Source organism: Variovorax sp. J2L1-78 (genome assembly GCF_030317205.1).
Classification (GTDB): domain Bacteria; phylum Pseudomonadota; class Gammaproteobacteria; order Burkholderiales; family Burkholderiaceae_C; genus Variovorax; species Variovorax arabinosiphilus.
Genome location: NZ_JASZYB010000001.1, coordinates 991,183 through 1,015,438, shown reverse-complemented (window position 1 = coordinate 1,015,438; position 24,256 = coordinate 991,183). Strand labels below are relative to the sequence as shown.

The following is a 24,256-nucleotide window of genomic DNA, read 5'->3' as shown; positions in this document are numbered from 1 at the left end:
CAGATCAACGGGGCCTTGGGCCCCGTTTTTTCTTGGAGCGGCGCGATGACGAGCACCTGGCGCACCAGCCGGTTCCTGATCGATCTGGCACGGCCCCAGGTGATGGGCATCGTCAACGTGACGCCCGACTCCTTCTCGGACGGCGGTGCCCATGCCTCGACGAGGGCAGCGCTGCAGCATTGCGAAGAACTGCTGCGGCAAGGCGCGGACATCCTCGACATCGGCGGCGAATCCACGCGGCCCGGCAGCCCTGCCGTCTCGCTGGACGACGAGCTTGCGCGTGTGATGCCCGTGGTACGCGAGGCCGTGCGGCTGGGCGTGCCGCTGTCGATCGACACCTACAAGCCCGAGGTAATGCGCGCCGTGCTGGACCTCGGCGCCGACATCGTCAACGACATCTGGGCACTGCGCCAACCGGGCGCGCTGGCGGCCGTGGCGCAGCACCCGTCCTGCGGCGTTTGCCTGATGCACATGCACCGCGACCCGCAGACGATGCAGGCGGCGCCCATGGCGGGCGACGTGGTGCCCGTGGTTGCCAAATTCCTGATGGAACGAGCCAACGCGCTGCGCGAACTGCAGGTTGAGTCCTCACGCATCGTGCTCGATCCCGGCATCGGCTTCGGCAAAACGGTGGCGCAGAATTTCGCCTTGCTGGCGCGGCAGCGCGAGCTGCTCGCTGCGGGCTATCCGGTGCTGGCCGGGTGGTCCCGCAAGTCGTCGCTCGGTGCGGCCACCGGCATCGAGGTGGCCGGTGCGCGGATGGTGCCGAGCGTGGCGGCGGCGCTGCTGGCCGTGGAGCGCGGGGCGGCCGTCGTGCGCGTGCATGATGTGCGCGACACCGTCGCGGCGCTGGCTGTCTGGCGGACGATGCGCGCCTCGGAACAACAAGACTCCCTGCAAGAAAAAACAACGACATGACACGACAGTATTTCGGCACCGACGGCATCCGTGGCACGGTCGGCCAGCCGCCCATCACACCGGACTTCGTGCTGCGCCTGGCGCATGCCGTGGGGCGCGTACTCAAGAAGACCGAGAAACGACCGACCGTGCTGATCGGCAAGGACACGCGCATCTCGGGCTACATGCTGGAGTCGGCGCTCGAGTCGGGCTTCAATTCCGCAGGCGTCGACGTCGTGCTGCTCGGCCCGCTGCCGACACCGGGTGTGGCCTACCTCACGCGCGCGCAACGGGCCAGCCTCGGCGTCGTCATCAGCGCCAGCCACAACGCCTTTCCCGACAACGGCATCAAGTTCTTCAGCGCCCAGGGCACCAAGCTCAGCGACGAGTGGGAACTCGCGGTCGAGGCGGCGCTGGAAGAGGCGCCCGTGTGGGCCGATTCCGCGCAGCTGGGCAAGGCGCGCCGGCTGAGCGACGCGGCCGGCCGCTACATCGAATTCTGCAAGAGCACCTTCGCCCACGACCTGAGCCTGCGCGGGCTCAAGCTGGTGGTCGACGCGGCGCACGGCGCGGCCTACCAGGTGGCGCCCAACGTGTTCCACGAACTGGGCGCCGAGGTGAGCAGCATCGGCTGCGCACCGGACGGGCTCAACATCAACCAGGACGTCGGGGCGACGCATCCGCAGGCGCTGATCGAGGCGGTGAAGGCCAAGGGCGCCGACTACGGCATCGCGCTCGACGGCGACGCCGACCGTCTTCAACTGGTCGATGCCGACGGCCGGCTCTTCAACGGCGACGAACTGCTCTACCTGATGGTGCGGGAGCGCGTCGCGCGCGGCGAGAAGCCGCAGGGCGTGGTCGGCACCCTGATGACCAACAAGGCGGTCGAGGTGGCGCTGCGCCGGCAGGGCATCGAGTTCGTCCGCGCCAAGGTCGGTGACCGCTACGTGCTCGAGGAACTCGAGAAGCGGGGCTGGCTGCTGGGCGGCGAAGGCTCCGGCCACCTGCTGGCGCTCGACCGCCACACCACCGGCGACGGTATCGTGAGCGCCCTGCAGGTGCTGCAGGCGTGCCAGCGCAGTGACAAGACGGTCGGCGAATTGCTGGCCGACGTCACCCTTTTTCCGCAAACCTTGATCAATGTGCGGCTGCGCGAAGGCCAGGACTGGCAATCCAACGCTGCGCTGAAGGCCGAGACCCAGCGCGCCGAAGCCGAACTCGGCGACGCCGGTCGCGTGCTCATTCGCGCGAGCGGTACCGAACCGCTGGTGCGCGTGATGGTCGAGGCGCGCGATGCGGCGCAGGCCGAAGCGTGCGCGCGTCGTCTGGCCGCGACCTTGCAGTGATGACCTCGTCGCCGTCGGTGCGTGCGGTGCATGCCAGCAAGCTGCACAGCTTTTCCAAGTTCACCGAACCGGCGATCCGGCTGGTCGCCGGACTCGGCGTGGAAGGCGATGCGCATGCCGGCACCACGGTGAAGCACCGATCCCGCGTCGCCCGGAACCCCCAGGCGCCCAACCTGCGTCAGGTGCACCTGCTCCACGCCGAGCTCTTCGATGAGCTGATGGCCGCCGGTTTCGCGGTCTGGCCCGGCGAACTGGGCGAGAACATCACGACGCACGGCGTCGACCTGCTCGGACTGCCCACCGGCACGCGGCTGCACCTGGGCGACGAGGCCATCGTCGAGCTGACCGGCCTGCGCAACCCCTGCAGCCAGATCGACCGTTTCCAGGCCGGCTTGATGGCCGCGACGCTGGCGCACGATGCCGACGGGCGCCTGGTGCGCAAGGTCGGTGTCATGGCGATCGTGCTGCAGGGCGGTACGGTACAAGCAGGTGACGCGATCCGCATCGACCTTCCGGCCGGCAAGGCCAGACCGCTGGAGCCCGTGTGATCGATATCGTGATGGCCGACTACGGCAACCCGGCGCATGCACGTGCCCTGGTCGACCTGCTCGACGCGTACGCCCGCGACCCGGCCGGCGGCGGCACACCGTTGACGGACGCGGTGCTGGCCGGATTGCCGACCGCACTCGCGGCCCGTCCGCAAGCGTTCAGCGTGATCGCGTTCGACGGCCCGCAGCCGGTCGGGCTGGTGAACTGCATCGAAGGCTTTTCCACCTTCGCCTGCCGGCCGCTGGTCAATGTGCACGACGTGGTCGTCCTGCAGAGCCACCGTGGCCAGCGCATCACGCAACGGATGCTGGCGCGCGTCGAAGAGGAGGCGGTGGCGCGCGGCGCCTGCAAGCTCACGCTCGAGGTGCTGCAGGGTAACGCCCCGGCGCTGCGCGCCTACGAGCGCGAAGGCTTTGCCGGCTACCAGCTCGACCCGGCCTTCGGCGCGGCGATGTTCCTGCAGAAGAAGCTGTAGCGCGCGCTCTCAAGCCACTGTGGCTCTGCCGCTTTGCTTGAGCCCCCACGGGGGCGGGCTGGGCGCAGCCCGGCCCTGGGGGCGCTCAGAAGCGCGTGACGGGCGGATCGATGTCCTTCTTGTCGACCGCGTAGCGGCCGAGTTCCCACTTGGCGATCGCATTGCGGTGCACTTCGTCCGGGCCGTCCGCGAAGCGCAGCGTGCGCGCATGCGCATACGCGAAGGCCAGCGGGAAGTCGTCGCACATGCCGCCGCCGCCGTGCACCTGCATGGCCCAGTCGATCACCTGGCAGGCCATGCTGGGCGCGACCACCTTGATCATCGCGATCTCGTTCTTGGCAACCTTGTTGCCGGCCACGTCCATCAGCCAGGCGGCCTTGAGCGTGAGCAGGCGCGCCATGTCGATCTTGCAGCGCGCCTCGGCGATGCGTTCCTGGGTCACCGTCTGCGAGGCCACGGTCTTGCCGAAGGCGACGCGCGAGGAGGCGCGCCGGCACATCAGTTCGAGTGCGCGTTCGGCCAGGCCAATCAGGCGCATGCAATGGTGGATGCGTCCCGGGCCGAGGCGGCCCTGGGCGATCTCGAAGCCGCGGCCTTCGCCCAGCAGGATGTTGTCGACCGGGACCCGCACGTTCTCGAAGAACATCTCGACGTGGCCGTGCGGCGCGTCGTCGTAACCCATCACGTTGAGCGGCCGCACGATGCGAATGCCCTTGGCGTTGGCCGGCACGATCACCATGCTCTGCTGCGAGTGGCGTGGTGCATCGGGGTTGCTCTTGCCCATGGTGATGAAGACCGCGCAGCGCGGGTCGGCCGCGCCGGAGATCCACCACTTGCGGCCGTTGATCACGTAGTCGTCGCCCTGGCGTTCGATGCGCGTCTCGATGTTGGTCGCATCGCTCGAGGCCACGTCCGGCTCGGTCATGGCGAAGGCTGAGCGGATCTCGCCTTCGAGCAGCGGCTTGAGCCAGCGCGCCTTGATCTTGTCGGAACCGTAGCGGGCGATCGTCTCCATGTTGCCGGTGTCGGGCGCCGAGCAGTTGAAGACCTCGCTGGCCCACGGCACACGGCCCATGATCTCGGCGAGCGGCGCGTATTCCTGGTTGGTGAGGCCTGCGCCCTTGTAGCCCGAGTGTTCGGCGCTGTCGACCGGTAGGAACAGGTTCCAGAGGCCGTCCGCCTTGGCCTTCGCCTTGAGCTTCTCGATGGTCTGCAGCGGCGTCCAGCGCTTGCCGGCGACGGTGTTGGCCGCGAGCTCGGTGGTGCAGGCCGCTTCGTTCGGGTAGATGTGGTCGTCCATGAAGGCGCTGACGCGCGCCTGCAATGCCTTGGTCTTGGCCGAATATTCGAAATCCATGGTGTCTCCTTGGGTGAGGGGTCGATCGTGTGGCGCTGCGGGGCGCGGTGTGCTGGCTCAAGCCTTCTGTGCGAAGGCCCAGGCCATCTCCGCCATCGGCCGTGCGCCGCGGCCCGATGCCACCGCCTGTTCGCTCGACGCGGTGCCGGCCTCAACCCGTTTCGCGATGCCCTGCAGGATGGCGGCGATGCGGAACAGGTTGTAGGCGAGGTAGAAATTCCAGTCGGGCGCCAGCGCCTCAGGCGTGGTGATGCCGGTGCGTTCGCAGTACCGGCGGATGTACGCGGCCTCGGTGGGGATGCCGAGGCTCGCCACGTCGACGCCGCCCAGCCCGCGGAAGGCCCCCGGCGGGATGTGCCAGGCCATGCAGTGGTAGCTGAAGTCGGCCAGCGGATGGCCGAGCGTCGACAGCTCCCAGTCGAGCACGGCGATGGCGCGCGGCTCGGTGGGGTGGAACATCACGTTGTCCAGCCGGTAGTCGCCATGCACGACCGAGGTCATCGACGCGTCGCGGGCGGTCGCCGGGATGTGGGCCGGCAGCCAGTCCATCAGGCGGTCCATCTCGGGGATGGGCTGCGTGACCGACGCCACGTACTGTTTGCTCCAGCGGCCGATCTGGCGCTCGAAGTAGTTGCCGGGCTTGCCGTAGTCGGTCAGTCCGCGCTCGGCGAACTTCACCGTGTGCAGGGCGGCGATCACGCGGTTGAGCTCGTCGTAGATCGCACCGCGCTCGGCCCTGTCCATGCCGGGCAGGGACTGGTCCCACAGCACCCGGCCGCTTTTGAACTCCATGACATAGAAGGCGCGCCCGATGACGGATTCGTCTTCGCAGAGGCACAGCATGCGCGGCACCGGCACGTCGGTGCCGTCGAGCCCGCGCATCACCTTGAATTCACGCTCGATCGCGTGGGCCGAGGGCAGCAGCTTGGCCACCGGACCCGGCTTGGCGCGCATCACGTAGCTCTGACCGGGCGTGATGAGCTTGTAGGTCGGGTTGGACTGCCCGCCCTTGAACATCTCGACCGTGAGCGGACCCTGGAAGCCGTCGAGGTGGGCGTCGAGCCACCTCGTCAGCGCGTCGACATCGACGCTGTGTTGCGGCGCGACAGCGCGCGTTCCGATGAAGCTGCTGAAGTCCTGGGTCATGGGCGGCAACGACGGGTTAGAGGTCGGCCTCCGCGATGCGCATGAGGGCGGCACGGTCGAGCACCACCAGGCCACCCGGTTCGATACGCAGCACGTTCTCGCGCTCCATCGCCTTGAGTTCCTGGTTGACCCGCTGCCGCGACGCACCGAGCAGCTGCGCGAGTTCTTCCTGCGCCAGATGCAGGCCGATGCGCAGCTGGCTGCCGTCGGCCAGGCTGGGCACACCGTAGCTGCGCACCAGGTGCGTCAGCTGTTTGGCGAGCCGGGCCCGCAAGGGGAGGGTGTTGAGGTCTTCCACCAGCCCGAACAGCTGGCGGATGCGGCGTGCCTGCAGGCGCATCAGCGCTTCGTACAGCTCCACGTGCGTGGCGAGAATCTTCTGGAAATCCGCACGGGCCACGTTGAGCGTGGTGGTGTCGCCGTGGGCATAGGCATCGTGCGTACGACGGTCCCCGTCGAACATCGCCACATCGCCGAACCAGATGCCGGGCTCGACGTAGGTCAGCGTGACCTGCTTGCCCGACACCGTCGTCGAGCTCACGCGCACCGCGCCCTTGGCGCACGCGATCCATCCTTCGGGCGGATCGCCGCGGGCGGCCAGGAGGTCGCCGTCCTTGTGACGTCTGACAAATGCGCATCGGAGGATGTCGTGCCGCAGCGAGGGTGAGAGGGATGAGAACCAGCGACCGCTGTTGATCGCTTCGCGTTCGTCGATGGTAAGAATGGGCTCGTCCATGGGGCTGTCCTGTCGGCGACTGGGGGGCTGCAGAGGTGTCTCGGGAGCGACGCGCGGCGTCACTCGTAGCGCGGCGTTTCTTTCGCGAGGAAGGCCGCGATGCCGATGCCCGCGTTGGCGTGATGCAGGTTGCGCACGAAGTGGTCGCGTTCCTGCGTGAGCTGCGCGGGCAGCGTGGCACCGCGTGCCTCGTTGAGCAGCTCCTTGATGCTTGCGAGCGCGTTGGGCGCTTTCGCGTCGAGCCGTGCAGCCAGCTGCAGCGCGGTGGTCAGCGCCTGGCCACTGTCGGCCAGTTCGTTGACCAGGCCGAGCGCGTGCAGGCGCGCCGCGGCGATGCGCTCGCCGCCCATCAGCCATTCGCTCGCCAGTTGCCGCGGCAGCGCCTGGGCCAGGTGCCAGCTCATGCCGCCATCGGGCGACAACGCGACGTTGCTATACGACGCCGCGAAGACCGCGTCGCGCGCCGCCACCACCAGGTCGCAGGCCAGCGCCAGCGAGAAACCCGCGCCGGCAGCCGCGCCTTCGACGGCCGCGATCACCGGCTTCGGAAAGGTGCGGATCGAGTCGATCCAGTTGTGCAGGCCCTCGATCGATTCGGCCTGCACCGACGGCGACTGCTGGCGGTTGGCCTGCAGCCGCTGCAGCGAGCCGCCGGCGCAGAACCAGGCGCCTTCGCCCACGATCACGACGCTGCGGATCTCGCTGCTGTTTTCCGCCCCGTTCAGCGCCTCGATGCCGGCCGCGTAGATCGCGGGGTCGAGCGCATTGCGCAGGGACGGGTTGGCGATGGTGAGCACCATCGTGCGGCCTTCGGTCGTGCTTCGGAGTTCGGCGGTCATGGTCGTCTCGTTCTCATTCTTCTTCGTGCATCAGGCTCAGGCCCAGGGCGCCGCGGCGGCGCAGCCACGGGCTCGGGCGGTAGCGCGGGTCGCCGTACACCGTCTGCAGGTTGAACAGCACCTCGAGCATGTTGGTCGGCCCGTACAGGTCTCCCATCGCGAGCGGCCCCTGAGGGTAGCCCAGGCCGAGGCGCACCGCGGTCTCGAGGTCGGCCGGCGAACACACGCGCTGCTGGCACATGTCGGCCGCGATGTTGACGATGGTGCCGATGACGCGCTGCGTGACGAAGCCGCCGCTGTCGCGGATCACGCTCACCGCCTTGCCGTCGCGGGCGAAGAGCGCGTGCGCCATGTCGCGCATGTCGCGCCGTGTGGCGGGATTGGTGGCGAGTACGCGGCGCTTGGTGGCAGCGTCGTCGACCATCAGGTCGATACCGACCGTGCGCGTGGCGTCGAGGCGCTCGACAGCGGCCACGGTGGTCACGTCGAAGCCCAGCGGGGCGACCACGATCAGCGCGGCCGAGGAGGGCGCCGCGCCGGTCTCGAGCCGGCCGCCGAGCGAGTGGATCAGCTTGAGCAGTTCGGCCCGCCGTGCGGCGCGCGGCGACACCCACACCGCGATGGGGTCGTCGACGACCGGGGCGGCGGGTTCGGCCTCGACCTGCGCGACGCCGTCGACATAGCGGTAGAAGCCTTCGCCGGTCTTGCGGCCCAGCGCGCCGGCCACGAGCCGCTGCGCCGTGATCACGCTCGGCCGGTAGCGCGGCTCTTCGTAGTACTGGCGGTAGATCGACTCCATCACCGGGTGCGACACGTCGAGCGCGGTGAGGTCCATCAGCTCGAAGGGGCCGAGGCGAAAGCCCGCCTGGTCCTTCAGGATGCGGTCGATCGTCGCGAAGTCCGCCACGCCTTCGCCGACGATGCGCAGCGCCTCGGTGCCGAAGCCGCGGCCCGCGTGGTTGACGATGAAGCCGGGCGTGTCCTGCGCCTGCACCGCGCTGTGGCCCATCTGGCGTGCATAGCCAGCCAGCCGCTCGCACACCGCCGGGGCGGTCTTGAAGCCGGCGACGACCTCGACCACCTTCATGAGCGGCACGGGATTGAAGAAGTGGAAGCCCGCCAGGCGTTCCGGGTGCGCCATGCCGGCCGCGATCGCCGTGACGGACAGCGACGAGGTGTTGGTTGCAAGCGTCGCGGCGGTGCCGACGAGGCCCTCCAGGTCGCGGAAGAGCGTACGCTTGACCTGCATGTCTTCCACCACGGCTTCGACCACCAGATCGCAATCCGCCAGATCGGCCAGCGCGCCGACGGCCACCAGTCTTTCGGACCACGCCTGCAGCTGCGCCGCATCGAACTTGCCCTTCTCGTGCAGCTTCTGCCACTGCGCGACGACCGCCTCACGCCCCCGGACGGCGGCGCCGTCGAAGCTGTCGAACAGCCGCACGTCGCTGCCTGCCTGCACGGCGATCTGGGCGATGCCGCGGCCCATGGCCCCTGCACCGACCACCGCCACCTTGGAAAAATTCACAGTCATTTGTTAAATGCTCAGGTATGTAAAAAGCTAAAAGACAATCGTGTCAGAATGTGTTTACTTTAGGTTGCCTTTCGGGTCCATCTTGCAACTCCTCCGTCGCGCAGTGCCCCTGTTTTTACTCGGGTTCGCCGTTCCCTCTCTCGCACTGACGCTCGGACAGCCGCAAGGTGCGGTCTGGATCGGGCGGCCGCTCGACCTCGTCGTGCCACTGACGCTGGCCGAAGGCGAGGGCGGCGATTCGCTGTGCGCCGAGGCCGAGATGGTCCAGGGCGGCGTGCGGGCGGACGATCGACGCGTGACTGTATCGCTCGAACCGGGAGGCCGACCTGGCCAGACCCGCATCCACATCCGGTCGACCACGCCGATCGAGGAGCCGGTCGTGCAGGTCACCGTGCGGGCGGGCTGCCAGGCGAGTTCGAGCCGCCAGTTCGTGCTGCTGGCCGACATGCCGGTCGAGCTCACCGCAGCGCCCGTGCTGCCCGGCGCGTCGGGTGCATCGTCATCGGGGACCACCGATGCATCGGTCACGCGGAGCAACCGACGCCCGCAGCGCGCCACCGGCGATGGCAGTGGATCCGCGGCCTCTGCGGCATCCCCGACCTCGCCCCCGCAGCGCGCGGCCATCCCCCGGCCCCGTCCGGCCGCTTCGGCGGAGCGTGGCGAAGCGCGCGCGCCAGCGGCCCGTGCCACCCCACCGGCGCGCCGCAGCGCCCCAACCACGCCGGCACGGGCACCGGTGCCGGCGCCCCCCCCGGCCGCCACTGCGGCGGCACCGACCGTGCCACCGGCGGGTTCGCCGTCGGCGAGTGGCGGCGCCCGTCTGCAACTCGATCTGCTCGACCCGTCGGCCGCGCGCAATCCCGCACTGGCGGCATCGGCTGCTGCCTCGGCGGGAGCCCCCGATCCGGCCGTGTCCGCCGCACTCGCCGCCGCCAGCGCGGCCGCCAATGCCGAAGAGCTCCAACGTGCCAACGAACGCATGAAGGCGCTGGAGGCCACGCTGGCGGCCCTGCGTGAGCAGAGCGCCCAGAACCAGCGCCTGCTGCTGGAAATGCGCACCGAGCTGGCCGAGGCGCGCGACAGCCGCTATCGCAACCCGCTGGTGTATGCCCTCTGCCTGCTGCTGCTCCTGGCATTGATCGGTCTCTTCATGCTCTGGCGTGTCGCACGTCGCACGACCGGTCCCGCCTGGTGGGGCGACACGACCGGCAAGGACGACGGGCCGTCCCTGCCGCCCGTGAGCGCCGCGCTGTCCACGGGCCTGGCGGGTGCATCGGTCGCCGAGCGCTCGGCAGCACCGAAGACCGGACCGTTCGGCACCCCGCTCGTCGCAGCCGACACCGAGGACGAGTCGCCGGACACGCTGCCGCCACTGCCGGAAGACGAGAGCGCCCCCGCGCGCTACGTGAACACCGAGGAACTGTTCGACGTGCAGCAGCAGTCGGACTTCTTCCTCTCGCTCGGCCAGCATGAGCAGGCGATCGCGGTGCTCAGCGAGCACATCGCCGACAACCCGGAAACCAGCGCACTGGCCTACCTCGACCTGCTGCGCATCTACCACGCGCTCGACCGGCGCGACGACTACGCGCGGGTCGGCCAGGAATTCGAACGGGCGTTCAATGCCTCGGTGCCGGACTTCGAGCATTTCTCCGAAGTCGGTCACGGCCTCGAGCACTACCGCTCGACCCTGGCGCGTATCGAAGCCCAGTGGCCACGGCAGGGCACACTGGCCCTCATCGAGGAACTGGTGTTCCGCAAGCCCGGCACGCGCGGCGACGAAAGCTTCGACCTCGCCGCGTACCGCGAGCTGCTGTTGCTGTACTCGGTCGCCAAGGAAGTGATCGACCCCGACAGCGCACCGCCGACGCCGGTCACGCCGTTGTCCTTTCTCGACACGCACGAAGCGAAGCTCGAGCCGACCCGGCCGGCCGACCTGGACCGCGCGACCGCGCAGCTCGGCTTGACCGGCAGTGATCACAACGCGCCCAACGCGCCGCTGCCGTCGCTGTATGGCGCCATCGACGAGACGCTGTCGCACGACACGGTCATCGCCGCGCACCCTGGCGCGGCCAGCGCACGCCCGGCGGCCTCGACGTCGACCTCATCGCACGAGGAAGAACCGCAGACGCGCCCGATGTCGGTGAACGAGCGGCAGGAGCACCCCGATCAGAGCGCCGCCATGGCCTTCGACAACACCTCGCTCGAGACGCTCGAAACCCTGCCGGCGGAACTCGAGCTGGAGAAGCGCCCGTCCTCGCCGCCGACCACCGACGACATGCCGCTGCCCGAATTGCGGCTCGATCTGGAGCTGTTCGATCCGGCCATCGAGGCCGAGATCGCGCCCCGGCCGCGCCGTCGGCGTTAAAGCCGCAGCGACGCCCTCAGCGTCGAACCTGCAGGGCGCCGGGGTTCACGATGTTGGTGGGATTGCCCTTGATGAAGCTCACCACGTTGTCGAAGGCCTGGCCGAAGTACATCTCGTAGCTGTCCTGCTCGACATAGCCGATGTGCGGCGTGCAGATGCAGTTCTCCAGACGCAGCAGCGCGTGACCCTGCAAGGGCGGTTCGCTTTCGAACACGTCGATCGCCGCGATCCCGGGCCGGCCACGGTTGAGGGCGGCCAGAAGGGCGTCGGGCTCGACCAGCTCGGCACGCGAGGTGTTCACGAACAGGGCGGTCGGCTTCATTCGCGACAGGTCTTCCAGCGTGACGATGCCGCGCGTGTCGTCGTTCATGCGCAGATGCACCGTGAGGACGTCGGCGGCGGCGAAGAAGGCCTCGCGGCTCGGCGCGACCTGGAAGCCGTCGGACCGGGCGAGGTCACGGCTCTGTTCGCGGCCCCAGATCACCACCTGCATGCCGAAGGCCTGGCCGTAGCGCGCCACCAGCTGCCCGATGCGGCCGTAACCCCAGATGCACAGCGTCTTGCCCTTGAGCACCGAGCCCAGTCCGAAGTTCGGCGGCATCGAGGCCGACTTGAGGCCGGACTGCTGCCACGCGCCGTGCTTGAGGTTGCTGATGTACTGCGGAAGCCGCCGCATCGCCGCCATGATCAGCGCCCACGTCAGCTCGGCCGGCGCAAGCGGCGAGCCGCTGCCCTCGGCCACCGCGATGCCCTGTTCGGTGCAGGCGGTGACGTCGATGTGCTTGCCGACCCGGCCGGTCTGGGAAATGAGCTTGAGCTTGGGCAGCTTCTCGATCAGCTGGCGGGAAATCTGGCTGCGCTCGCGGATCAGGACGATCACGTCGGCGTCTTTCAAGCGCACCGACAGTTGGCCGATGCCCTTGACCGTGTTGGTATAGACCTTCGCCGCGTAGGCATCGAGTTTGGCGGCGCATTGCAACTTGCGCACCGCGTCCTGGTAGTCGTCGAGGATCACAATGTTCATGGCGTGCCATTGTGCCTCGCGCCGTGCGAAAGCCCGCAGCGGCGCGCCGTGGTGCGCGCCACATGCCAGAGATCAAGGCCTCTGCAGGGCGCGCTTGCAGGTGCGCGCCCGAATGCGGGTCAGTGCAGCGGACGCGCGCCGCGCACGGTGTCGGCCGCCTCGAGTGCCGCGAGGCGGTCGAGTTCGGCACACACGTCCGCCATCCGGCCGGAGATCACGACACGGCCGGCGCGCCGGTCCGGCTGTTGCGCGTCGACCGTGCGGACCACGCGCAGCGGACGCGCCGCCACCGGTGGATGCGCGTGCCCCGGGGTGGTGGTGCCAGCGCGCTGCGCGCAGGCTGGTCGTACGGCCACATAGCGCAGGTCGGCGTGGGCGTCGAAACTGACGTCGCGGCGCACGCGGCGCTCCGGCATCCAGCGGTGGGCGAGCGACTGCAGCGGGGTGAGCAGATCGACGAAAGTGAGCAGAACGATTCCCATGCGAACTCCAAGGTCAGAGGTTGAACACAGGCAGGATTGCTTGATGGGACTGCGCCAGGGTGATGGCCTGATTGCCATACGCCCGCCACCTGTCGCAGCCCTTGCGATGCGTTACATCAACATGGTGTTGCGGATCAGCCCGACGGCCAGGCCTTCGATCTCGAAGGGCTCGCCGGGCTGGACCACGATGGTCGGGTAGTCGGGGTTCTCGGCATGCAGCTCGATCACCTGCTTGTTGCGTTTGAGGCGCTTGACGGTCACTTCGTCGCCCAGGCGCGCGACCACGATCTGGCCGTTGCGCGCTTCCTTGGTCGACTGAACGGCCAGCAGGTCGCCGTCCATGATGCCGGCATCGCGCATCGACATGCCGCGCACCTTGAGCAGGTAGTCCGGCTGATGCTGGAACAAGGTGTTCTCGACGTAGTAGGTCTGGTCCACATGCTCCTGCGCGAGGATCGGCGAACCCGCCGCCACGCGGCCCACCAGCGGCAACGCCAGCTGGGCCATGCCCGGCAGCGAGAGCGAGAACTGGTTGTCGCGCGACTCGTTGAGCGAACGCAGCGCGTCGCCCTTGAGCCGAATGCCGCGGGAGGTGCCGCTGAGCAGTTCGATCGCGCCCTTGCGTGCCAGCGCCTGCAGGTGTTCTTCCGCCGCATTGGCCGATTTGAAGCCCAGTTCGGCCGCGATTTCGGCACGCGTCGGCGGCGCACCGGTCTGCGCGATGGTGCTGCGGATCAAGTCCAGAATCTGCTGCTGACGGGCGGTAAGCTTGACGGCGAACTGCATGTGAACTCCTTGGTGCTGGTTGCATATCCAGTACCTGTATTTTTAAACAGTTTCCTGGACTTTGCAAGACATGGTGAACAAAAGCAACCCGGGCGCGCTCGGCGTGCTGGTCCTGGGCACGGGCGGCACGATCGCCGGACGGGCGGCGTCCGCCGCCGACAACGTCGGCTACACGGCAGGCGAGGTCGGTGTCGATGTCCTGCTGCAGGGGCTCGATCCGCCGCCGGGCCTGCCGGTGTGGGCCGAGCAGGTCGCGCAGCTGGACAGCAAGGACATGGACTTCGAGGTCTGGCAGGCGCTCGCAGCCCGCTGCGCCGAGGCGCTGGCGCGCGACGATGTGGGTGGCCTCGTCATCACGCACGGCACCGACACGCTGGAGGAAACCGCGTTCTTCCTGCAGTCCGTGCTGAGCCCCGTCAAGCCGGTGGTGCTCACCTGCGCGATGCGGCCGGCGAGTGCACTGGTGCCCGATGGCCCGCAGAACCTGCGCGACGCGATCAGCCTCGCGGCCTGGCCGGGCGCGACGGGCGTGACAGTGGTCTGCGCCGGCGCGGTCCATCGGTCGCTCGACGTGCAGAAGGTGCACACCTACCGCTTGGACGCCTTCGATTCGGGCGACGCCGGGCCGCTGGGCTATATGGAGGAGGGCGCCCTCCGTGCGCTCCGTGCGTGGCCCGAGCCGCAGGGCGCTTCGGCGGCACGCCTCGACGCCGTCATCGCGACCGAACCGTTTGCGTGGCCACGGGTCGAGATCCTGACCAGCCACGCAGGCGCGCAGGGGCTGCTCATCGATGCGCTCGTGCAGGCACGGCGGTCCGGCGGTGCCCACGCGGTCGACGGCCTCGTGCTGGCGGCGACGGGCAATGGCACGCTGCACCACACGATCGAGACCGCGGCCCTGCGCGCACAGGCGGCGGGCATCGCGGTGTTGCGCGCCACGCGTTGCGCACAGGGACGCATCGTGGGCACCTCCGGCGCGGCGATTCGCGACGCCGGTGCGCTCACGCCGGTGAAGGCGCGCGTCGCGCTGATCCTGGAGTTGCTGGTGGCACGCGCGCACTGACGACTGCGTGCTGAGCGGGAAGCGCTGCCGCGACCGATCCCCACGGAGGTTTTTGTTTGGCCAAGCTGGACCCTCTGAATACCTCACGCTACTGGCACGTTCCCGACCTGCCGGGCATGGACATGCTGCACGCGGACTTCACGACGCACGACTATGCGCCGCACGTGCACCATTCCTTCGTGATCGCGCTGACCGAAGCCGGAGGCTCGGAATTCAAGAGCCGCGGCCGAACGGGCATGGCCCATCCACAAGCGCTCCTCGTGTTCAACCCGGCCGAACCCCATTCGGGTCGCATGGGCGGCAGCGCCCGTTGGCGGTACCGGTCCTTCTATCTGGCCGAGCCGGGCATCCGGCACCTGATGACCACCCTGGGGATCGATCACACCCGGTACTTCGGGTCGAACACTGTTTGCGATGAAGCGCTCATCGCCAGCTTTCTGGAACTCCATCGCGCCCTCGATGGAAACAGCGCACCGTGCGACCCCCTGCGGCAGCAGGAGCTGTTCGTTCACAGCTTCGGAACGCTCTTCCAGAACCACGCACAGCCCGGGCAGCGCGTGCTGCCGGCACCTGCGGAGGCTCGCGTCCTAGCGCCGGTGCTGGAACTGCTGCGCGACGCCTTCACGGAACGGTTGACCCTCGAACAGATGGCGGCGATCGCCGACCTGACGCCGTTCCAGCTGATCGGGGCGTTCAACCGGACGATCGGACTGACGCCCCATACGTACCTGACGCAACTGCGCCTCAGGGCGGCGATCGTTCACCTCGCGGCGGGTCGGCCGCTGATCGAAGCGGCGATCGCGAGCGGTTTCTACGACCAGAGCGCCCTCACCAGGCATTTCAAACGCACCTTCGGCATGACGCCTCTTCAGTACGTCCGCGCCCGGATGCGCTGAGAGGCCTTGTCCCAAGCCGTTTCCCAGGCCTTTGCCTCAGGGCCGTGCGCCGAGAGCGTCCTGCTTCTTCGCGCCTGCCGGGCCCGCGATGACGCCGAATCTCGCTGGGACGTCCGTGGGCGCCGCAAATTTTTGCCAATACGGGCGCCCCCGCGCTGCCTACAGTGCAGCGAAATGGCTTCGACCCATGCACAGCAATTGACGGGGTTTTTCCCGCTGATTTTGATTCGCAGAAATAAACCAGCCGACACGGCCGATGAAGACTCGGTCGTGCCGGGATAGACATGACCACATCCCTTGCCCTGCCTGCTGCCTCCAAAAGCAACCTGCTTTCCTTCATGGCGCTGCTGCTTGGCGCGGCGGCATTGGCGTTGGGCGGCGTCTTTCTTCGACACAGCGAATTGCCCCCGACCGCCAGTGCGGTCTACCGGGTGGCGCTGGCGATTCCCATCTTCTTCCTGCTCGACGCGTTGGCCGCAAGAGCCGAAACCGCACACGCGACCGGCGCTGCATCCGAACAGAGGCCGGCCGTTCCGATCAAGCTCATCCTTGTCGGATTCATCTTCTCGGGAAATCTGGCGCTCTATCACTGGTCCATGACGCTGACCACGCTGGCCAATTCGAATCTCCTTGCCAACCTTGCCCCGATCTTCGTGGTGCTCGGGTCCAAGCTGTTTCTGGGGAAAAAATTCAGTGCCGCATTCCTGTGGGGCATGCTGTTCGCACTGGGCGGTGCGTTCGTTCTGATCGGCCATCGGCTGGACTTCGGATCGAACTACATGGCAGGCAATCTGTTGGGGCTGCTGACGGCGGTCTTCTACGGCGCCTACCTGCTGGCGGTCAGCCTGGTGCGCTCGAACCATCGAACGATGACCGTCATGGCATGGAGCAGCATCGGAACCCTGATCGTTCTTTTGCCCGTCACGCTTTGGCGCGGCGAATCGCTGGTTCCGCACACGCTTCACGGCATGCTGATGCTGGTGGGGCTGGCGGTCATCTCCCATGTCGGTGGCCAGGGCCTCATCGCCTATGCGCTGGCCAAGCTCCCTGCCGCGCTGTCTTCCATCACGCTCCTGGTGCAGCCCGTGATTGCCACCGTGCTCGGCGCCTCTCTGTTTCACGAATATCTGAGCGTTCCCGAATTCGTGGGGGGCGCCATCATCCTGATCGGCATCGTGACGGCACGCCGATTCTCCTAGACCTCCCGTCGCCGAGGAATGCATGTCTCCTTACCTTTGCCATACCCAACCCGATTGCTTCAGCTTCGAGGCCAACGTCATCGCGCGGCGTCCGAACGCTGTGCTGCTCGATCGGTCCTTTTTCTACCCAGGCGGTGGCGGGCAGTTGGCGGATCGCGGCACGCTGCAATGGAAGGGCGGCGAGATGAAGATCAGCCGGATCGAGATGGAGGGCGGCCATGCGTGGCACTGCTTCGACGAGACCGACGTCGCCACGATGTCCGCCGAAAAGGTCGTCGCCCAGGTGGATCGGGAATTCCGTTTCATGATGAGCCAGTTGCACACCGGCCTGCACATTCTCAACGCGCTTGTCTACCAACGCTTCGAAGGCGCACTGGTGACCGGCGTGCAAATGGCCGCCGACGGCACGGCCCGTATCGATTTCGATCTGCCCGAGGCCGACAACAACGACCTGCGCAAGCTCGAGCCCGAACTCAACACGCTGATCTCGGACGGTCTGCAGGTGAATGCGGTGTATCTCGATGCGGCCGAACTCGCGCGCGAGCCGGGGGTGGTGCGAAGCCGGTCCGTCGCACCGCCGAGCCAGGACGACGGCACCACGCGCATCATCGACATCGTGGGCCTGGACCGGCAGGCCTGCGGCGGAACCCATCTTTCGAAGACCTCGCAGTCGGCACCGCTGCGCATCCTGAAGATCGAGAACAAGGGGCAACACAACCGGAGGATCCGGATCGGGCTGGTCCGATAGGCCGTGCATGACCACCCTCGAGATCTTGCGGACCCTGGTGGCCTTCGACACCACATCGCATCGATCGAACCTCAAACTGATCCACTGGATCGCGGACTACCTGGCAGCGCACCGGGTCAAGGTGCACCTCGTGCACAGCGCGGACGGCCACAAGGCGAATCTGCTGGCCAGCATCGGGCCCGACACGGCGGGCGGCATGGTGCTCTCGGGCCACAGCGATGTCGTGCCCGTGGCCGATCAGCACTGGCGCTCCGACCCCTTCACCCTGGTCGAACGCAACGGCCGATTCCATGGCCGCGGCACGGCGGACATGAAGGGCTTCATTGCGGCCTGCCTGTCGGCCGTTCCTGCGTGGCAGCGGCATTCACTGGGTCGTCCGATTCACCTGGCGTTCTCCTACGACGAAGAGATCGGGTGCCTCGGCGTTCCGCAGCTCGTGCATCGGTTGACGACGCAGGTGGCCGCGCCGGCCGTGGCCATCGTCGGCGAACCGACGCAGATGCGGATCGGCGTCAGGCACCGCGGCTTCTTCGGGCATCGGGCGCTCTTTCGCGGACTGCCCGCGCATTCGAGCGACCCCTCGCTCGGGGCCAGCGCGATCGAGCCCGCCGCCCACCTGGTCACCCGTCTGGCCGGGTTGCGACGCCGCTTTGCCAAGGAGGGCGGCGAGGCCACGCTCAACATCGGCCGGATCGATGGCGGCACCGCCATCAACATCGTGCCGGGCTGTTGCGAGGTCCTGTGGGAGTTCCGCCCGCAGGACGACGCGACGGCGGAACGCGTGCGCGAGGCGGTCCGGGACGCCCTGACGGACCTTCCCGTCGGCGTCACCGTCCAGGCCGTGCAGATCGCCGGCGTGCCGGCGCTGTCGATGCGCGACAACGACGCGGCCGTCGCGGTCGCGCGCGAACTCGGCGCGCTCTGGCCGGCGGCGGAGCTGCCGTTCGGCACCGAAGCGGGCTTCTTCCAGCAGGTCGGCATTTCCACGGTGGTGTGCGGCCCCGGCTCGATCGCGCAGGCACACCAGCCGGACGAATGGATCTACGCCACCCAGTTGCAGGCGGCGGATCGCTTCATGCAGTCGGTCGGTGCCTGGGCACGATCGCCTCTGGCTTGTTAACGGACTCGGGCGTACCACGGCTGAACCGTCGTACCGCGCATGGCGCCCCTACAGCAAGGGGCCCAGCTGCGGAAGGCGTCGGCTGGCCCACAGGTTCACCAGCGCGTCGAGCTCGCTCGCGTAAATGCCCGTCGAGCGTTCGGTGCGGCCGTCTGCATCGGGGATGCGACTGTCCAGGCACGCATGCCACAGTGACTTGCGCAGTTGCCGGTACTGGCCGAGGCATTCGTAGCCGAACGGCGCCGCGTCCGAGAGCGCGCACCGGCGGATCAGCAGGCCGCAGGTGTGCGCATAGGGGAGCCCTTTGGTCGACACCAGGAGGAAGGCGCCATCGTCCTGGATCACACGCTCGCGCGGTATCTCGGACGTGAGCTCGGGGATGGAGGATGGCTTCTGCTTGGACATGTCTCCAGGTATATCGGCAGCGCCGCGAGAGGCTGAAGGACGCGGTGCTGCAGGCGCATCGTCGACGGGAGAACCAATGCCTGACAACGGAAGTCACGCTATCGACACATCACGGCATTCGAGTGTTGGATATGCGACGTACTGCGCAGGCGCCTGCCATGGCGCGGCCTACCATCGAGTCACCGATCGCGACGATGCAACACGACCCCCTCATTTCCAACTTCCCGCTGCTCGACGAGGCCGACGTCTGTCTGGTCACGGCGCATGCGTCGTTCCGCGCCGAAGAGGTGTCGGTGCACCGGGCGATCGGCGAACTGCTGCATGTGGTGAGGGAACTGCTCGAACTCGATGTCGTGTTCGTCGGGGAGATCGTCAAAGGGCGTCGGGTCTTCAGGTATATCGACACGGTGTTGGCGCCGTCCCCGATCGATGTCGGGGGCTCTCATCCGCTGCCCGACACCATCTGCCAACGCATCCTGGACTGCCGTCTGCCCGCGCTCATTCCCAGTGTGCAGGCGATCGCGCACGCGCAGGGCTTGTCGGTGGAGTACACCGCACTCGGGGCGCATATCGGCGTGCCGGTGCGCCTGCCCAACGGGCGGCTATACGGGATGTTGTGCGGCTTCAACATCGGCGGCGGCTGCACCTTCACCGCGCGCGACGTGAAGCGGCTCGAGATCGCGGCAAGCAGTGCGGCCTATCTGATTGCCCGGGCGGAGGGCCACGAGCGCTATCAATCCGACCCGGCCCTGGTTTAGGCCGCTGCCCGGCCAGAGGTCCCTTGCAGTTGCTCGGCAAGCGCCCGCACGCTCAGCGGCGCCGAACCCTCGGCCTTGTTGCTGATCGTGACGTACACGTTCTGCGCGGCGTCCGCGGTGCCGGCGATCACCCGGGCCAGGGCCGTGCGGATGTCGAGGTCGGGATGGACCATCTTGTCGAACGGTGCGTACAGCGCTTCGGCGTCCTCGTAGCCGTAGGCGCCGTGGCGGCGGTTCACGTTCCAACGGCAGACCAGCGGCCCCGGCCAGAGCGCGCGCAGCATCGGCAGCTGCTCGGCGATGGGCGGGAGCTTGGGGTGCAGCCCCAGGCAGTAGGTGGCGCCGGCGTCGCGCAGCAGCTGGGCGAACGCCGGGGTGAGCAGTTCGGGGTCGCGCACTTCCACCGCGATCACGCCGTCCGGCGCATCGGGGCGCAGCGAGGGCAGGGCGCGCAACATCGCTGCGATGCGATCGAACACCTCGTCCCGGCGGGCGAGCAGCGGCAGCGGCAGCGGACTGAGCTGGAACACCAGTGCGCCGGTCTTTTCACCCAGGCCTTCGAGCGCCGGCCGGACGAACTCGTGCACCGCGAGCGCCGGATCCAGGAAGGCCGGGTTCGGTTGGCGGCCGCGGCCTTCCTCGCCGCGCACCAGTGCATCGGTCACCAGGCTCGGCGCCTTGACCACGAAACGGAAATCGGGCGGCACCATGGCCGCCAGCCGCGCGTACTGGATCGCGCTGAGCGGGCGATAGAAGGCACGGTCGACGCAGACGGTGCGCAGCAGCGGGTGACGGGCATAGGCCGTGAGCCCTTCCCTGGCCAGCCGTGATTCGGCATAGGCGCCGTCCCAGACGATGCCGGCCCAGCCGGGATACGACCAGGTCGAGGTGCCCAGCCGTACGTGGTGCGACAAGGCGTCTGCCGTGGCCTGCAGCGCGGGGGCGACCGGCTGGGCGGCAATGGCGCCCGCGCGCGCGGCTCGCGGCGCCGGTGTAGCGGCCGGTGAGGGCGACGGCGCCCCGGCCTCATCGGGAAGATCGGGAAAGAGCGAATCCTGCATGGTCGAAACGATGAATGCCGCATTCTCGCTGCGGGCCTCCGTGCGCTCGCGGACAATCGGCGGACCTCACGGGAACACGCCATGTACATGCCGCCACAGTTCAATGCCAAGGACCGCGCCCACGCGCTTGCGCTCCTGCGCGAACATCCTTTTGCCAGCCTGATTTCGAACGACGACGAGGGCCTGCCTTTCGTCTCGCACCTGCCGGTGGTCGTGGACGACCCGGACGCCGACGAACTCGTGCTGCTCGCGCATTGCGCCAAGCCCAATCCGCACTGGCGCTACCTGCAGGCCCGGCCGCGGGCCGTGCTCACCGTGATGGGTCCGCACGCCTACCTGTCGCCGACGGTCTATCCGGACCTGGCGCGGGTGCCCACCTGGAACTACCTGGCGGTGCACTGCACGGTCGAGGCCACGCTGGTCGAGACGCCTGACGAGAAGGACAAGCTCCTCAAGCGGCTGATCGCCGACCACGAGCCGGCCTACGCGCAGCAGTGGCGAGACCTGGGCGACGACTTCCAGCGGAAGATGCTGGCCGGGATGGTCGGCTTCACGTTGCGCGTCACGGCGCTGCAGTGCAAGCTGAAGCTCAACCAGCATCGCCCGGAAGCGCACGCGGCCATGCATGCGCAGTACCGCGAGGGTTCGCCCGACGAACGGGCACTGGCTGCGTGGATGGAGCGGCTGGGCATGGCAACGAGCGCGGTGGAGGGCCACTGACATGCGCGTGCTGGGTCTGGTCGGACTGGTGATCGCGCTGCTCGTCGTCGGCCTGCTGGTCAAGAAGCAGACGAGCAGTCTCGCCGCGCCGGCATCCGTCGACGCACCATCGACCCCGGCGCAGGGCCGGCAACTGCAGCAGGACATCCAGAAGTCGCTCGATGCCGCCATGCAGCCCCGGGCGATGCCGGACGACAAGCCATGAGTCCGCCCGCGGCACCGGTCGCGCCGGACGACGCGCACTGGATGGGCCTGGCCCTCGCCGAGGCGCGCGCCGCGGGCGCGGCCGGCGAGGTGCCGGTGGGCGCCGTGCTGGTTCGCCACGGCCAACGGGTCGCGGTCGGCCGCAACGCGCCCGTGGTTTCGCACGACCCGAGCGCCCACGCCGAGATCCGCGCCCTGCGCGACGGTGCAGCGGCGCTCGGCAACTACCGCCTGGACGGCTGCGAGCTGTTCGTGACGCTCGAGCCCTGCGCGATGTGCGCCGGCGCCATCCTGCATGCGCGGCTGGCCCGCGTGGTGTATGGCGCGGCCGACCCGAAGACCGGGGCGGCGGGCTCGGTCGTCGACCTCTTCGCGCAGCCGCAGCTCAACCACCACACGGCCGTGCAGCGCGGTGTGCTGGCCGACGAATGCGGCCAGTTGCTACAGACCTTTTTCCAGGATCGTCGCGCCGCGGCGCGCGAGTCGGCGCAGCCGCTGCGCGACGATGCACTGCGCACGCCCGAGGCGCGCTTCGCCCGGTTGGTCGAGCCGGAGCGCTTTGCGGCGCGCTATGTCAGCGACCTGCCGTCGCTCGGCGGCTGGCGCATGCACTACCTCGACGAGGGGCCGCCGGATGCCACGGCGACCGTGCTGTGCCTGCACGGGCCGGGGCAGTGGAGCCATGGGTTCCGACACCTGGTCGCGCAGCCCGGCGTGCGCTGGCTCGCACCGGATCTGATCGGCTTCGGCCGCAGCGACAAACCAAAGCGCGATGCCGTGCACCGGTGGGCGTGGCATCGCGACGTGCTGCTCGACTGGCTCGATCGCCGGCCGGGGCCACCGCTGCTGCTGGCGCCCCTGGCCGGCGCCGAGCCGCTCGCGGCGCTGCTCGAGGCCGCGGCGCCGACGCGCTTCGTCGGCACGCGCCCGGTGCCCGACGCCTTCGATGGCGCGATGGACGATGCGTGGCGCGCACCGTTTCCCGATCGCGGTTACGAGGCGGCGCTGCGCGCCCTGGGCACCGCGGCGGCGCACTCGTCCGGGCCCGACACCGCGCAGGCCGCCGAATGGCGCTTCAGGGCAATGGGATACTTCCCGGCGTGAGCAAACATATCTACATCTATTCCCCGTCCAGCGCCGTGCGGGACAAGGCCGCCTTCCGGCGCGGCGTGAAGCGGCTTCAGGCGCTGGGCCACACCGTCGAAGTCGACGAGGCGGCGCTGTCGAGCCATCAGCGATTTGCCGGTGATGACGAGACGCGCCTCGCAGCCATCGGCCGCGCGGCCGCCAGCGGTGCACAGATCGCCCTGATCTCGCGCGGCGGCTATGGCCTCACGCGCATCCTCGACGCGATTCCGTACAAGGCCGTGGCCAAGGCCGTGTCGCGCGGCACGGAATTCGTGGGCCTCAGCGACTTCACGGCCTTCCAGAACGCACTGCTCGCCAAGACCGGCGCGGTGAGCTGGGCCGGCCCGTCGGTCGGCGAGGATTTCGGTGCCGTGGATGGCCCGGACGACATCATGGAAGCCTGCTTCGACGACCTGATCTGCGGCCAGGGCGAGGGCACCGGATGGCGCCTGCCCGCGCGTGACGGCGAGGCGCCGACGCTGCGCCATGTGCACGACGCCGTGCTGTGGGGCGGCAACCTGTCGGTGCTGGTGAGCCTGCTGGGCACGCCCTATTTCCCGGGCGTCGACAAAGGGGTGCTTTTCCTGGAGGACGTGCACGAGCATCCCTACCGCCTCGAGCGCATGCTCGATCAGCTTCGGCATGCGGGCGTGCTGGCGCGTCAGCGCGCGGTGGTGCTGGGTCAGTTCACGTCATTCAAGAAGGTGCCGCACGACAAAGGCTTCAGCCTCCGCACGGTGGTCGATCGGCTGCGCAGTCAGCTGAAAGTGCCCGTGCTGACCGGGCTTCCCTTCGGCCATGTGCCGACCAAGGTGCTGCTGCCGGTGGGTGCGAAGGTGGAAATGGCGCTCGACGGGCGTGACGTCTTCATGGTGTGGGGACACCGGGACGCGCACCACGGCCATCACCACCACTAGCGCGTTCGAATAAGAAAGCCGGGCAGGGTGCCCGCGCGGGAAGGGTGGCGCCTCAGGCCGTGAAACGGTGGACGCGCGGGCCCATCGTTTGCGGCAATCCGCCCTTGAACAGGCTGTTGATGCGGCGCATCTGGCGGCGGGCCGACGGCTCGCCGTCGATCTCGGCGAGGCTCGTCAGCACGTCCTGGCGCAGGTACCAGAGCGCTTCGAGGTCGTCGGCGAAACGCACGCGTTGTGCCACGCGGTGCACGGTGTTTCCCGGACGGGCCTCCAGCAAGGACAGCATCGACGTACGGATCTGGACCAGCTGACGGTCGGTCGACCGGCGAAAGCTGAGACCTGGAAACGACAGTAGACGAAGAAGACTGCTGGGAGACATGGAGCAGAGGCAGGATGCCTGGAGCCATCGATGCCTACTACGTTATAGGGAGGCCATGCCCCCCACAAGCAAAGAAACAATTAAACATGTTTTAAAACAACATACTTCACGCTTTTGCTCAA

26 protein-coding genes are annotated in these 24,256 nt (G+C 68.3%); 15 read left to right on the top strand and 11 right to left on the bottom strand.

Annotated elements, in window-relative coordinates:
* The first annotated feature begins 45 nt into the window (after positions 1–45).
* The 4 genes from folP to QTH86_RS04900 are packed head-to-tail and all read left to right on the top strand — an operon-like array spanning position 46 to position 3,267.
* A complete protein-coding gene (gene folP, locus QTH86_RS04915) occupies positions 46–918 on the top strand; it encodes a dihydropteroate synthase (RefSeq protein ID WP_286645780.1) in 873 nt (290 codons plus the stop codon).
* Positions 915–2,243, top strand: coding sequence for a phosphoglucosamine mutase (gene glmM, locus QTH86_RS04910; protein WP_286645781.1), 1,329 nt, complete (start codon positions 915–917; stop codon positions 2,241–2,243). The genes folP and glmM overlap by 4 nt, the downstream gene beginning before the upstream one ends.
* Entirely contained in the window at positions 2,243–2,791 is a 549-nt protein-coding gene (locus tag QTH86_RS04905; RefSeq protein WP_286645782.1) for an MOSC domain-containing protein, read from the top strand. The genes glmM and QTH86_RS04905 overlap by 1 nt, the downstream gene beginning before the upstream one ends.
* A gap of 11 nt (positions 2,792–2,802) precedes the next feature.
* Positions 2,803–3,267 (top strand): GNAT family N-acetyltransferase, encoded by a 465-nt coding sequence (locus QTH86_RS04900; RefSeq protein WP_286646763.1) that lies wholly within the window; start codon positions 2,803–2,805, stop codon positions 3,265–3,267.
* Positions 3,268–3,352: 85 nt separating this feature from the next.
* On the opposite strand, the gene QTH86_RS04895 is transcribed toward QTH86_RS04900, so the two are convergent.
* Genes QTH86_RS04895 through QTH86_RS04875 form a run of 5 tightly spaced genes read right to left on the bottom strand, consistent with a single transcriptional unit; the run spans position 3,353 to position 8,879 of the window.
* Complete coding sequence (locus QTH86_RS04895; RefSeq protein ID WP_286645783.1) at positions 3,353–4,624, bottom strand: acyl-CoA dehydrogenase family protein; 1,272 nt, start codon at positions 4,622–4,624, stop codon at positions 3,353–3,355.
* 57 nt (positions 4,625–4,681) lie between these two features.
* Entirely contained in the window at positions 4,682–5,770 is a 1,089-nt protein-coding gene (locus QTH86_RS04890; protein WP_286645784.1) for a phosphotransferase, read from the bottom strand.
* 16 nt (positions 5,771–5,786) lie between these two features.
* A complete protein-coding gene (locus QTH86_RS04885; protein ID WP_286645785.1) occupies positions 5,787–6,506 on the bottom strand; it encodes a Crp/Fnr family transcriptional regulator in 720 nt (239 codons plus the stop codon).
* 59 nt (positions 6,507–6,565) lie between these two features.
* Positions 6,566–7,345, bottom strand: a complete 780-nt coding sequence (locus QTH86_RS04880) for an oxepin-CoA hydrolase, alternative type (protein ID WP_286645786.1) — start codon at positions 7,343–7,345, stop codon at positions 6,566–6,568.
* A gap of 13 nt (positions 7,346–7,358) precedes the next feature.
* Positions 7,359–8,879, bottom strand: coding sequence for a 3-hydroxyacyl-CoA dehydrogenase (locus QTH86_RS04875; protein ID WP_286645787.1), 1,521 nt, complete (start codon positions 8,877–8,879; stop codon positions 7,359–7,361).
* Between the two features lie 103 nt (positions 8,880–8,982).
* Here QTH86_RS04875 and QTH86_RS04870 point away from each other — a divergent pair, with 103 nt between their 5' ends.
* Positions 8,983–11,244, top strand: coding sequence for a type IV pilus assembly protein FimV (locus tag QTH86_RS04870; RefSeq protein WP_286645788.1), 2,262 nt, complete (start codon positions 8,983–8,985; stop codon positions 11,242–11,244).
* Between the two features lie 16 nt (positions 11,245–11,260).
* Here the strand turns inward: QTH86_RS04870 and QTH86_RS04865 are convergent, their stop codons facing one another.
* The 3 genes from QTH86_RS04865 to lexA form a co-directional block, all read right to left on the bottom strand.
* Positions 11,261–12,268 carry a D-2-hydroxyacid dehydrogenase family protein gene (locus QTH86_RS04865; protein ID WP_286645789.1) on the bottom strand — a complete coding sequence of 336 codons (1,008 nt, stop codon included), beginning with the start codon at positions 12,266–12,268 and terminating at the stop codon, positions 11,261–11,263.
* A gap of 119 nt (positions 12,269–12,387) precedes the next feature.
* Positions 12,388–12,750, bottom strand: coding sequence for a hypothetical protein (locus QTH86_RS04860; protein ID WP_286645790.1), 363 nt, complete (start codon positions 12,748–12,750; stop codon positions 12,388–12,390).
* Between the two features lie 111 nt (positions 12,751–12,861).
* Positions 12,862–13,536 carry a transcriptional repressor LexA gene (gene lexA, locus QTH86_RS04855; RefSeq protein ID WP_262075409.1) on the bottom strand — a complete coding sequence of 225 codons (675 nt, stop codon included), beginning with the start codon at positions 13,534–13,536 and terminating at the stop codon, positions 12,862–12,864.
* Positions 13,537–13,606: 70 nt separating this feature from the next.
* On the opposite strand from lexA, the gene QTH86_RS04850 reads away from it, so the two are divergent.
* The 5 genes from QTH86_RS04850 (at position 13,607) to argE (ending at position 18,562) form a co-directional block, all read left to right on the top strand.
* Positions 13,607–14,599 carry an asparaginase gene (locus tag QTH86_RS04850; RefSeq protein ID WP_286645791.1) on the top strand — a complete coding sequence of 331 codons (993 nt, stop codon included), beginning with the start codon at positions 13,607–13,609 and terminating at the stop codon, positions 14,597–14,599.
* A 56-nt stretch (positions 14,600–14,655) separates the two neighbouring features.
* On the top strand, positions 14,656–15,495 hold the full coding sequence (locus QTH86_RS04845; protein WP_286645792.1) for an AraC family transcriptional regulator: 840 nt from the start codon (positions 14,656–14,658) through the stop codon (positions 15,493–15,495).
* Positions 15,496–15,779: 284 nt separating this feature from the next.
* Positions 15,780–16,694 (top strand): DMT family transporter, encoded by a 915-nt coding sequence (locus tag QTH86_RS04840; RefSeq protein WP_286645793.1) that lies wholly within the window; start codon positions 15,780–15,782, stop codon positions 16,692–16,694.
* Positions 16,695–16,716: 22 nt separating this feature from the next.
* Positions 16,717–17,442, top strand: coding sequence for an alanyl-tRNA editing protein (locus QTH86_RS04835; protein WP_286645794.1), 726 nt, complete (start codon positions 16,717–16,719; stop codon positions 17,440–17,442).
* A gap of 7 nt (positions 17,443–17,449) precedes the next feature.
* Entirely contained in the window at positions 17,450–18,562 is a 1,113-nt protein-coding gene (gene argE / locus QTH86_RS04830; protein ID WP_286645795.1) for an acetylornithine deacetylase, read from the top strand.
* A gap of 48 nt (positions 18,563–18,610) precedes the next feature.
* Here argE and QTH86_RS04825 read toward each other — a convergent pair whose 3' ends face one another.
* Positions 18,611–18,967, bottom strand: a complete 357-nt coding sequence (locus QTH86_RS04825; protein ID WP_286645796.1) for a hypothetical protein — start codon at positions 18,965–18,967, stop codon at positions 18,611–18,613.
* 158 nt (positions 18,968–19,125) lie between these two features.
* Between QTH86_RS04825 and QTH86_RS04820 the strand changes: the two genes are divergently transcribed.
* Positions 19,126–19,725, top strand: a complete 600-nt coding sequence (locus QTH86_RS04820; protein WP_286645797.1) for a GAF domain-containing protein — start codon at positions 19,126–19,128, stop codon at positions 19,723–19,725.
* Here QTH86_RS04820 and QTH86_RS04815 read toward each other — a convergent pair.
* Positions 19,722–20,786 carry a DUF72 domain-containing protein gene (locus QTH86_RS04815; protein ID WP_286645798.1) on the bottom strand — a complete coding sequence of 355 codons (1,065 nt, stop codon included), beginning with the start codon at positions 20,784–20,786 and terminating at the stop codon, positions 19,722–19,724. The genes QTH86_RS04820 and QTH86_RS04815 overlap by 4 nt on opposite strands.
* Before the next feature lie 81 nt (positions 20,787–20,867).
* Between QTH86_RS04815 and QTH86_RS04810 the strand changes: the two genes are divergently transcribed.
* The 4 genes from QTH86_RS04810 to QTH86_RS04795 are packed head-to-tail and all read left to right on the top strand — an operon-like array spanning position 20,868 to position 23,755.
* Positions 20,868–21,506, top strand: coding sequence for an FMN-binding negative transcriptional regulator (locus QTH86_RS04810; RefSeq protein WP_286645799.1), 639 nt, complete (start codon positions 20,868–20,870; stop codon positions 21,504–21,506).
* Between the two features lies 1 nt (position 21,507).
* Positions 21,508–21,711 carry a hypothetical protein gene (locus tag QTH86_RS04805; protein WP_286645800.1) on the top strand — a complete coding sequence of 68 codons (204 nt, stop codon included), beginning with the start codon at positions 21,508–21,510 and terminating at the stop codon, positions 21,709–21,711.
* The gene (tadA, locus tag QTH86_RS04800) at positions 21,708–22,814 is read left to right on the top strand and encodes a tRNA adenosine(34) deaminase TadA (RefSeq protein ID WP_286645801.1); all 1,107 of its coding nucleotides are present in this window, start codon (positions 21,708–21,710) and stop codon (positions 22,812–22,814) included. The genes QTH86_RS04805 and tadA overlap by 4 nt, the downstream gene beginning before the upstream one ends.
* Positions 22,811–23,755, top strand: coding sequence for an LD-carboxypeptidase (locus tag QTH86_RS04795; RefSeq protein ID WP_286645802.1), 945 nt, complete (start codon positions 22,811–22,813; stop codon positions 23,753–23,755). The genes tadA and QTH86_RS04795 overlap by 4 nt, the downstream gene beginning before the upstream one ends.
* Positions 23,756–23,807: 52 nt before the next feature.
* Here QTH86_RS04795 and QTH86_RS04790 read toward each other — a convergent pair whose 3' ends face one another.
* Entirely contained in the window at positions 23,808–24,005 is a 198-nt protein-coding gene (locus QTH86_RS04790) for a hypothetical protein (protein WP_286649379.1), read from the bottom strand.
* Positions 24,006–24,256: the final 251 nt, after the last annotated feature.